The organism is Actinoalloteichus spitiensis RMV-1378 (genome assembly GCF_000239155.1).
GTDB lineage: Bacteria > Actinomycetota > Actinomycetes > Mycobacteriales > Pseudonocardiaceae > Actinoalloteichus_B > Actinoalloteichus_B spitiensis.
Genome location: NZ_AGVX02000156.1, coordinates 1 through 9,855, shown reverse-complemented (window position 1 = coordinate 9,855; position 9,855 = coordinate 1). Strand labels below are relative to the sequence as shown.

Here is a 9,855-nt window from a genome sequence, read left to right as displayed (position 1 = left end):
CGGGCGCGCTCCCCCCAGGGGGAAGCGCGCCCGCACGGTTGTTGACGAAGCCTCAGATGACGCTCACGCCGGTGGCCTGCGGGCCGCGCGTGCCCTGGCCGACCTCGAAGCTGACCCGCTGGTTCTCCTCCAGGGTGCGGAAGCCGTTGCCCTGGATCTCCGAGTAGTGCACGAAGACGTCGGGACCGCCGTCCTCGGGGGCGATGAAGCCGAAGCCCTTCTCGGAGTTGAACCACTTCACGGTGCCCTGAGCCATGCCTGTCTCCTCTGTGGATGGCGTGTACGTGCCGCCGCCGGTGCGGCGACCCGGGTCGTCTCAGACGGGAGCGTTCCCCGACTCTGCCTTGAGGAAAACCACATGCCCACCACGACGTTTCGCGAGCGCGTCACACGAACACAAAACGACGACCGACGACAGTGAATCACATCCACCTCCGGCCCGCCCATCGATCACGCCGCGTGTCGGCGCCCCGAGGGCTGGGACGCCCTCCGCCGGGTGCCGGGTGGGGGAGCCCCGGGAAGTCGGAACCTCCCCACCCGGCCTCCCGGGTCAGCGCCCGCCGCTGGTGGTGAAGCCGCGGACGGCGGAGCGGGCGGTCACGCCCTCGGCGTCGGTCACCTCCGCGAACCAGGCGTAACGGGTGCCCCTGGCCAGTCCGCTCCACTCCAGGGTCGCCTCCTGCCCCGACCCGGCGGAGACCGTGCCGATCTCCACCACCGGCCCGAGCAGTCCGAGACCGGTGGTCTCCACCCTCCTGGGGGCCATCAGGCCGACGTCGAGGACGAACTCGTCATCGGCGTCGCCGTAGCGGCCCTCACCGTCGTACTCCCACGAGTTGTGCTCACCCAGCGCGGGGGAGTAGGTGTTCACCGCCATCCTCCCGGCGTCCGCGTCGAACTGGAGCAGGCGCAGGAACCCGGTCCGGCGCTGCCCGTCCACCTCGAACGCCTGGTAGTCGGCGAGCATCTCGACAACCGTCCGGTCACCGTCGCCGACCTCGTGCTGGACCACGGTGGAGATGCCGTGGAAGTGACCCGACAGCACCAGGAACACGTTGTCGTGCGGTTCGACGAGCTCGTCCCAGAAGACGTCACCCTGTGCGGTCCACCGCCCGTTCTCCCGGGTGGCCCGCTCGCCCTCCGGCCGCAGGTACTCGTGGGTACCGAGGATGACGTTGTGGTCCGGGTGCGCCTCGATGACCCGCCGGGCCCAGGCGATCTCCTCGGGGTCGGCGAAGTAGCCGACGCTGAGCATCAGGAAGTCCAGCCCGCCGGCCTCGATGAGGTCGTAGTGGCTGCTGTTGTCCCCCTCGCGCCAGGACCCGCCCCACCACGGCTTGTCCTCGTAGCGGTCCGGCCCGAAGTACTCGTTGTACAGGTCGTTGGTCAGACCCCACTTGTTGTCGTGGTTGCCGGGGAGGACGCCGTTGGGCAGGTTCGCGTCGTCGAGCAGCCGCTGGACGTCGGAGGCGAACTCGAACTCGTGGCGGGCCCGCTCCTCCCGGTCGACGCCGCGGATCCAGGTCTCGATGATGTCGCCGGTGTGGAACGAGTAGTCGATCTTCCTGGCCTCCTGGTTGGCCACCAGCCAGGAGTTGATCGCGGTGTAGGCCTCGCGGAAGTCCTCGGCGAGGAACTGGGTGTCCGTGACGTGCGCGACCGAGAAGTCGTACTCGTGGGGGTTGGCGAACTCCTGGTTCGGCTCCTCCGGACCACCGAAGGACCCAGCGGTCCGGGGACCGTCCTGCACCAGCAGGTTCACCGTTCGGCCCCGGACCATGCTCGAGACGTCGATCCGGCCCACCAGGCCGATCTCCTCGCCGTCGGCGCCGGCTCCCGCGTCCAACAGGCTCCACTCGCCGGCGCGGTGGTCCCACGCCCTCAGCTGGAGCTCGTTGCGGCCGGTGGAACGTCCAGACCAGCTCACGTCGAACTCCGGCACGTCCCGGAGGTGTTCGCCGACGACCAGCTCGAAGCGCTGGAACGGGAAGTCACCGGAGCGGTCGGAACTCACCAGCGGCTCCGCGCCGGGGCCCCCGGGGACGTGCGGGCGCCCCACCCGTTCCTCCCCCGCGACGCGGAGGCTGGTCGGGGGAGCCTCGGACGTGGCCCCGGTGAAGACCTTCGTGGCCGACTCCACCAGCGGGATCACCGGGGCGCCCTGAAAGGAGACCCGCATGGTGTCGCCGTTGGGGTGGTGCACCCGGCTCGTCAGCTCCGCGTCCTGGTCGACGTCCACCGCGCCGTCCGCCGGGCCGCCGAGTTCGGGAGTCGAGGGGCGGGCCCGGGTGTCCAGCTCCACCGGCTCCAGGTCGGCCGGGTCAGGTACCGCCGGGTCCCGGGGCTCCGGGGTCACCAGTTCGCCCGGGGTGCGGGGTGCCTTGGTGAAGTCGGCGACGTTGTCGCCGGTGGAGCGCGCCCGCTGGTAACTCTCCCCCTCGGAGGTCAGCAGCGAGTTGTGCAGGGCCAGTCCGAGCACGCAGGGGCTGGTGACGTCCTGGTACCCGAAGTCGGCGGTGCGGACGTAGGCGCCGGCGGCGTCGACCAGCCGCTCGTCGGCGTCCTGGAGCCACACGCCGAAGCCGTTGTCGTTCAGGCTCGTCGGGTAGGTGGTGTCGGCGATGTCGGTGAGCGCCGAACCGGCGCGGACGGCCAGGAAGGTCTCACCGGGGGCGAGGGTGGTGCCCGCCGGGGCCGTGAACTGCGGTGTGGCGACCCGGCGCCCGGTTCCGGCGCAGCGGTGCAGTGACCAGCCGTCGATGCTCACCGGCTCGTCGCCGTAGTTCGCGATCTCGACGAAGTCGTCGTTGCTGCCATCCGGGCCGGCGTTGGCGAACTCGCTGATGCGCACCGGGCCGAACTCGAAGGGCTCCTCGACCAGGTCCTCGGGATCGTGGATGACCAGTTCGCCGGGGGTGCGCGGTGCCTTGACGAAGTCCGCCCGGTTGTCCCCGGTGGAGCGGTAGCGCTGGTAGCTCTCGCCGTACCCGTAGTCGAGGGTGTTCGGCAGGCGTTCGCCCTGGACGCAGGCGCTGTCCCGGTGGTCGTACACCGACACCGCGTCGACGATGGTGCCGTCGGCGTCCTCCAGCAGCGCGCCGAAGCCCGCGTCGTTGAAGCTGACGCCGTAGCGAGCGTCCGGGTTCTCCACCGTCGACGCGGAACCGGCGCGGCTGATCACGTAGGTCTCACCCGGTTGGAGGACCTTCGCGGGCAGCGGGTCCAGCTGGCGGGTGCCGGCGTCCCGGCGGCCCGTGGCGGTGCACCGGTAGAAGCTCCAGCCCGTGATGTCCACGGGCTCGTCCCCGAAGTTCGCGAGCTCGACGAAGTCGTCGTTGGTGCCGCCGGGGCCGCCGTTGGCGACCTCGCTGAACAGGACGTCGCCGGGGCGCACGCCCTCGTCGGGAGTGGTGGCGTTCGGCGCTCCGGGGGTGCGCCGGGCGGCGATGAAGTCGGCGGCGTTGTTCCCGGTGGAGGACACCCGCTGCCAGCTCTGCGCCCGCTTGTAGTCGAGGGTGTTCGGGAGGTTCGTGCCCTGGGTGCAGTCGCTGTGCACGTGCTCGGGGTAGACGCCGACCGAGTCCACCAGCCGGTGCTGGGCGTCCTCCAGGTACACGCCGAACCCGTTGTTGTTGAAGCTGACGTCATACCGGGCGTCCGGGTTCTCGATCGTGCTCCCGGCCCCGGACCGGGTGATGAGGTAGCTCTCGCCGGGGGCCAGGCGGACGCCGTCGAGCGGCGGCACCTGCGGGCTGCTCACGTGCGCGCCCTCTCCCGAACAGCGGAACACCCACCACCCGGTGAGGTCGGCCTCGGCGTCGCCGTAGTTGGTCAGTTCGAGGAAGTCGTCGTTCGTTCCTCCGGGACCTCCGTTGGCGAGTTCGCTGATCCGGACGTCCGGTGTGCCCTCGGCGCTGGCCTGCTGGCCCGGGGCGACGATGACCAGCGGGATCGCCAGCGCGGCGGCCAGCGCCGCCGGTAGTGTTCGTGGAACTCCGAGCCGGCGGCTCATGTGTGCTCCCTTGGCTGCGGAAGTGCGCCCGCCCCATGTCGGGGGCGCGTTGACAGCTGTCCACCCTCGACAGACTGGGTGAACCGTGGCGTGGTCGTCGTTGATCAGGTGGTGAACGGCCGGCCAACACTCACACGGTTCACACCTCGGGGGGTGCGGGGGGCGCCGGTCGGGTGAGCGGTGGCCCCCGCCGTTCGGGGTGGTGGGGGAGGGGCCATCCTGGGGTGGTGACGGGATGGACGCCGGAGACCGACGAGTTGGGTGCGTTGCTCGCGGGGACCGCCGAGCGGGCACGGGCGCGGTTCCACCGCCGGAACGGGCGCCTCGGCGCGTCGTCGACGGTGCACGCGGTGCGGCTCCAGCGGTGGGTCGGTGGTGTCGAGGTCCCGGCTCCCGCCTGTCACGTGGGGAGCGGGACCTGGGACTTCACCACCTTCCACCCGACGGGGGACGGGGTCACGTGTCGGCGCTGCCGGCGTTCCGGTGCGGTCGGTGCCACCGAACTCGTGTCCCGGTCGCCCCGGCAGCTGAGTTTCGACGACGCCGAGGACGCCCTCTTCTGAAGCCAACCTCTCCTGGCCGGTGACCTCCGGCCGCGGCGGCCCCGGTCCGGGTGCCGCACCAGGTGCCGCGAGCGGGTCGCCGTGGCGCTGGGCGGTCGGCCCTCCAGGGGTGCGTCGCGAGCGGCGCGCCCGGCCGTGCCGGGGAGCGGCGCCGGGGTGGCGCGTCGGGTCGTCCGGGTCGCGCCGGGAGCACCTGCGGGTCGTGGAGCGTGGCCTTGACGACCGAGACCGCCTCGGCGGCGCGACCGGAGGTCGCCCGTCGGGCCGCTTCCCGAGGAGGGGGGCGGTCCCCGGTGCTCCCGGCCTGAGCGGCGCGGGCGGCGGCGTCGCGTCCGGCGGTGACCACCGTGTCCGGTCGGGCGCCGCTATCCCCTCCGCTCCGTCAGGCGTTCCCCCGCGCGCCGGCGGACGGTGCGGGCCCCCTGAGGTGCTGCGGCCTCCGCGCGGCACCAGTCCCGCTCGCCGCTCTCGGTCACTGATCCACGACCTGGGGTAGCAGTATTAATTAATTAGTATTTTTTCTTGACCTGGTGTGCGGTCGCGGCCAATACTTCCCCGCATCCGCGGCACCGGGGCCGCGGACGCGAGGTTCGAAGGAGAGCCGATGACGACGATCGCGAGGGGCCGCCGCCGGACGGTGTCCGCACTGGTCGCCCTGCTCGCCGCGACGCTGGCCCTGGCGGGCTGCGGCACCAGGATCGGAGAGGGTGGGCGCTTCGGCGTCGTCTACATGGACGCCCAGGGCTACTACGCCGGCGTCCGCAAGGGCATGCAGGACGAGGCAGCCGAGGCGGGACGCAGCATCCAGCTCCTCGAGCTGAACGCGCAGGGCGACGCCTCCCGCGAGAGCACCTTCGTCGACACCGTCAGCTCCGCCAAGGTCGACGCGCTGGTCCTGTCGCCGGTGTCCGAGACGGCCTCCATCCCCGCCATCCGGCTCGCGCACCGCAGCGGCGTCCCGGTCATCTGCTACAACACCTGCGTCGCCGAGGAGGCGGCCCAGGAGTACGTCACCGCGTTCATCCTCGGTAACCCCGTGGAGTTCGGCCGGCTCCTGGGCGACGCCGCGGCCGACCACTTCCTCGCCGAGGGCATCACCGCCCCGAAGATCGGCGTCGTCAACTGCGAACAGGTCGAGGTCTGCGTCCAACGCCGCCTCGGCTTCGAGGAAGCCCTCTTCGCGAAGGTCCCCGACGCCGAGATCGTCGCCAACCAGCAGGGCTCCACCATCGACGAGGCCGTCAACGTCGCCGAACGGATCCTCACCGCGCACCCGGACCTCGACGCGTTCTTCGGCCAGGCCGGCGGCGCGACCCTCGGCGCGATCCGCGCGGTGCAGGCCAGGAACAAGGTCGGCCAGACCGTCGTCTTCGGCGGCGACATGTCCACCGAGGCGGCCAACGCGCTGGTGGACCACAGCATCCTCAAGGGCAACGTCGACATCTCCGGCATCGCCGTCGGCCGGATGGCCGCCGAGACCGCGCAGCGCGTCCTCGCCGGGGACGAGCCGGAGGAGTTCGTCCTCCCCGCCCCGATCGAGCTGTACACCACCCCGGAGGACGGCCAGGAGTGGCTGGAGAACCACCCCGACGGGTTGCCCTGACCCGGCCCCAGCCCTCCCCTACCTCTCGCCAGAGATCGGAGCACGTGGTGACCGACAACGACGTCCTCGCCGCCCAGGCGAGCAACCTGACCAAGGAGTACCCCGGAGTGCGCGCCCTGGCCGGCGCGGACTTCGAGATCCGGGCCGGTGAGGTCCGAGCACTGCTCGGCCGCAACGGCGCCGGCAAGTCCACCCTGATCCGCATGCTGTCCGGCGTGGACGTCCCCGACACCGGGGACGTGCGCATCGGCGGTACCCCGCTCGGTGGCGGAGGTGTCCGCCGCGCCACCGAACTCGGCGTGTCCACCGTGTACCAGGAACTCAGCCTCGTTCCCTGGATGACCGTCGCCGAGAACCTGTTCCTCGGCGCCTGGCCGCGCCGAGGGGGGCGCGTCGACTACGAGGGGATGCGCCGGGGGGCCGCCGCGGTCTTCGCCGAACTCGACCTGCGCATCGACCCCGACCGGATGGTCGCCACCCTCTCCCTCGCCGAACAGCAGCTCGTGGAGATCGCGCGAGGAGTCCGTGGCCAACCCCGGGTGCTCATCCTGGACGAGCCCACCTCGGCGTTGGCGGTCCACGAGGTCGAGATGGTCCTCGACGTCGTCCGCCGCATCGCCGGCCAGGGCGTCGCCGTCGTCTACGTCAGCCACCGGTTGGACGAGATCCGCCAGGTCGCGCACAGCATCACCGTGATGCGCGACGGCCGCACCGTCGACACCGTCCCGGCACGCGGTGCCACCACCGAGCAGATCGTCGGCCTGATGCTCGGCGGGGAGACCAGCGCGGCCGAACGGCCCGCGACCAGGACCATCGACCGCACCCGCACTCCGCTGCTCCGCGTTCGCGACCTCGTCGTCCCGCCCAAGATCGAGTCGGTGTCGCTCGACCTGCACGCGGGCGAGGTCCTCGGTATCGGCGGGCTGCTCGGCGCGGGCCGCAGCGAGCTGCTCCGGGCGATCGCCGGGTTCGACCCGCTCCAGTCGGGGGTGGTGGAGGTCGGGGGACGGCCCGTCGACCGCCACTCCGCCCGGCGCATGAAGGAACTGGGAGTCGGCCTCACCCCGGAGAACCGGAAGGCGGAGGGCATCGTCCCGCTGCTCGGCGTCGACGAGAACATGGTGATGTCCGACTTCCGCGCGGTCTCCCGGGGGCCGGCCGTCTCACCGTCCCGTGTCCGCTCCGCCGCGACCGCGCTCGTCGAACGGTTGTCGGTGAAGACCGCCCACCCCGAGACACCCATCACCAACCTCAGCGGCGGCAACCAGCAGAAGGCCGTCATCGGCCGGTGGCTGCACGCCGGCAGCCGCATCCTGCTGCTCGACGAACCCACCCGGGGCGTCGACGTCGAGGCCAAGGCCCAGATCTACCGGCTGGTGCGTGAACTGGCCGCCGCCGGAGCCGGAGTCCTCTTCGTCTCCGGAGAACTCGAGGAACTTCCCCTGGTGTGCGACCGGGTCGTCGCCCTGCACGGCGGCCGCATCCGCGCGGAGTTCAGCGGACCCGACATCACCCTGGACAACATCCTGGCCGCCACGATGGCCGTGGAAAGTGTGGAGCACTGATGACCACGTCTTCGCAACAGACCCAGCCCGGCACCGCCGCGTCCCCCTCGCCCGCCCCGGCCGCCAGCGGAACGGCGCGTCGCCGACGGCTGAACGAGATCGGCCTGCTCGCCGCGATCGTCCTGCTCTACGTCGTCCTCGGCAGCACCGCCTCCGGCTTCCTGTCGGTGGACAACCAGCTCGGCATGCTCCGCGACGCGGCCACCATCGGCATCGCCGCCTGGGGCGTCACCCTCGTCATCATCGCCGGCGAGATCGACATCAGCATCGGGCCGGCGGTGGCGTTCTCCTCCGTCCTCGTCGCCAAGGGCGCCACGGCGTGGGGCCTGGGCAGCTGGGGCGGGATCGCGCTCACCCTGGCGCTCGGCCTCGCCTGGGGCGCGCTCGCCGGGTGGCTCGTCGCCAGGTTCACCGTGCCCTCCTTCATCGCGACCCTCGGCCTGTGGAGCGTGCTCGGCGGACTCGGGCTCTACCTCACCGACGCCCTGCCCGTCGCCCTGCCCGACAACGGCCTGTTCCGCACGCTCGGCGGGACCGTGCTGGGGCTGCCCACCTCCGCCCTGGTGATGCTCGCCCTCTTCGCCGTCTTCGCCTACGTCGCCCGCTACACCGCCTACGGCCGCTCGATCTACGCGACCGGCGGCAACGCCGCCGCCGCCCGGCTGGCCGGCATCAACACCGGGCGCGTCAAGATCGCGCTGTTCGCCACCACCGGGCTGCTGTCGGCGATCACCGGCATCCTGCTCGCGGCCCGGCTCGGCTCCGGGAACGGTGGCGCCGCCGCCGGTCTCGAGTTCGACGTGATCGCGGCCGTCGTCATCGGCGGCACCCTGTTGGCCGGCGGTCGGGGGAGCCTGCTGGGCACCCTGCTCGGCGTCGCCTTCATCACCGTCATCGCCAACGGCCTGGTGCTGCTCGGTGTCGACTCCTTCTTCCAGAACGTCGTCCGAGGCGTGATCATCGTCGGCGCCGTCCTCGTCAACGTCGCCATCAGCAACCGGGACCGGGCGGTCCGCACCGCATGACCCCCGACCACGACCAGAACCGGGCACGAGCCGAACGGAGGCCGACATGACCGCGCCCACCCCCCTCCCCGCCACCATGCGCGGCGTCTACCTGCCCGGCGACTCCACCGCGGTGGTGCGGGAGCTGCCCGTCCCCGAACCCGGTCCCGGCCAGCTGCTGCTCCGCGTCGGCGCCTCCGGCATCTGCGGCAGCGACATCGGGTACATCTACCGGGAGCACAGGACCCACCGGGGCCAGGACGGACCCGCCTACCGGGGGGTCGTCACCGGGCACGAACCCAGCGGCACGGTCGTGGCCGCCGGTCCCGGCTGCCGGGACTTCGGCGTCGGCGACCGGGTGATCGTCTACCACATCGCCGGCTGCGGGCTCTGCGACAACTGCCGGCTCGGCTACCAGATCAGCTGCACCGCCGACTCCCGGGCCGCCTACGGGTGGCAACGCGACGGCGGTAACGCCGACTACCTGCTCGTCGAGGAGGCCACCTGCGTCCACCTGCCCGACGAGCTCTCCCACGTCGACGGCGCCCTGATCGCCTGCGGCTTCGGCACCGCCTACGAGGGGCTGCGCCGGGTGGCCGTCAGCGGGGAGGACGACCTCCTCGTCGTCGGACTCGGACCGGTCGGTCTGGCCGCCGGGATGATCGCCAGGGGCATGGGCGCCCGCCGGGTGATCGGCGTCGAACCGTCCCCGGCGCGCCGGGCCTGGGCCAACACCCTCGGCGTCTTCGACGCCACGGCCGAGCCTGACCAGGCGGACACCCTCGTCGCCGGGCTCACCGGGGGCAGGGGGACGAGCACCGGGATCGACTGCTCGGGCAGCCGCCCCGGCAGGTCCACCGTCATCGACAACGCGGCGGAGTGGGGGCGGATCTCCCTGGTCGGGGAGGGCGGCACCCTGGAGACCGAGGTCTCCGACGCGCTGCTCCACAAGCAGCTGACCCTCTACGCGTCCTGGGTGACCTCCGTGCCCGTGATGGCGCGGCTGGCCAGGAACCTCGTGCGCTGGGGGCTCCGCCCCGAGGCGGTGGTCTCGGACCGCTTCCCCCTCGCCGACGCCGACGCCGCCTACCGGCTCGCCGCCGGCAAC

The 9,855-nt window shown here is 72.0% G+C and carries 7 protein-coding genes; 5 read left to right on the top strand and 2 right to left on the bottom strand.

The window, feature by feature from the left end; all coding sequences use genetic code 11:
- Window positions 1-52: 52 nt before the first annotated feature.
- A complete protein-coding gene (locus ACTIDRAF_RS0208325; protein ID WP_016698275.1) occupies window positions 53-256 on the bottom strand; it encodes a cold-shock protein in 204 nt (67 codons plus the stop codon).
- Between the two features lie 294 nt (window positions 257-550).
- A complete protein-coding gene (locus ACTIDRAF_RS31875) occupies window positions 551-4,012 on the bottom strand; it encodes a lamin tail domain-containing metallophosphoesterase family protein (protein WP_016698274.1) in 3,462 nt (1,153 codons plus the stop codon).
- 227 nt (window positions 4,013-4,239) lie between these two features.
- Here ACTIDRAF_RS31875 and ACTIDRAF_RS31870 point away from each other — a divergent pair, with 227 nt between their 5' ends.
- From ACTIDRAF_RS31870 to ACTIDRAF_RS0208295, 5 genes are all read left to right on the top strand, one after another.
- Window positions 4,240-4,575: a hypothetical protein gene (locus tag ACTIDRAF_RS31870; RefSeq protein ID WP_157162920.1), complete on the top strand. Its 336-nt coding sequence runs from the start codon at window positions 4,240-4,242 to the stop codon at window positions 4,573-4,575.
- Window positions 4,576-5,179: 604 nt separating this feature from the next.
- Window positions 5,180-6,178: a substrate-binding domain-containing protein gene (locus ACTIDRAF_RS0208310; RefSeq protein ID WP_016698272.1), complete on the top strand. Its 999-nt coding sequence runs from the start codon at window positions 5,180-5,182 to the stop codon at window positions 6,176-6,178.
- 47 nt (window positions 6,179-6,225) lie between these two features.
- Window positions 6,226-7,743 carry a sugar ABC transporter ATP-binding protein gene (locus ACTIDRAF_RS0208305; RefSeq protein ID WP_016698271.1) on the top strand — a complete coding sequence of 506 codons (1,518 nt, stop codon included), beginning with the start codon at window positions 6,226-6,228 and terminating at the stop codon, window positions 7,741-7,743.
- The gene (locus ACTIDRAF_RS0208300) at window positions 7,743-8,768 is read left to right on the top strand and encodes an ABC transporter permease (protein WP_016698270.1); all 1,026 of its coding nucleotides are present in this window, start codon (window positions 7,743-7,745) and stop codon (window positions 8,766-8,768) included. The genes ACTIDRAF_RS0208305 and ACTIDRAF_RS0208300 overlap by 1 nt, the downstream gene beginning before the upstream one ends.
- A 46-nt stretch (window positions 8,769-8,814) precedes the next feature.
- Window positions 8,815-9,855, top strand: a 1,041-nt coding sequence (locus tag ACTIDRAF_RS0208295; protein ID WP_016698269.1) for a zinc-dependent alcohol dehydrogenase family protein, incomplete at its 3' end; no start/stop codon positions are given.

Excerpts from the sequence above, each read along its gene's own strand:
- ACTIDRAF_RS0208325 (WP_016698275.1), bottom strand. The coding sequence starts at position 256 with ATGGCTCAGGGCACCGTGAAGTGGTTCAACTCCGAGAAGGGCTTCGGC.
- ACTIDRAF_RS31875 (WP_016698274.1), bottom strand. The coding sequence starts at position 4,012 with ATGAGCCGCCGGCTCGGAGTTCCACGAACACTACCGGCGGCGCTGGCC.
- ACTIDRAF_RS0208310 (WP_016698272.1), top strand. The coding sequence starts at position 5,180 with ATGACGACGATCGCGAGGGGCCGCCGCCGGACGGTGTCCGCACTGGTC.
- ACTIDRAF_RS0208300 (WP_016698270.1), top strand. The coding sequence starts at position 7,743 with ATGACCACGTCTTCGCAACAGACCCAGCCCGGCACCGCCGCGTCCCCC.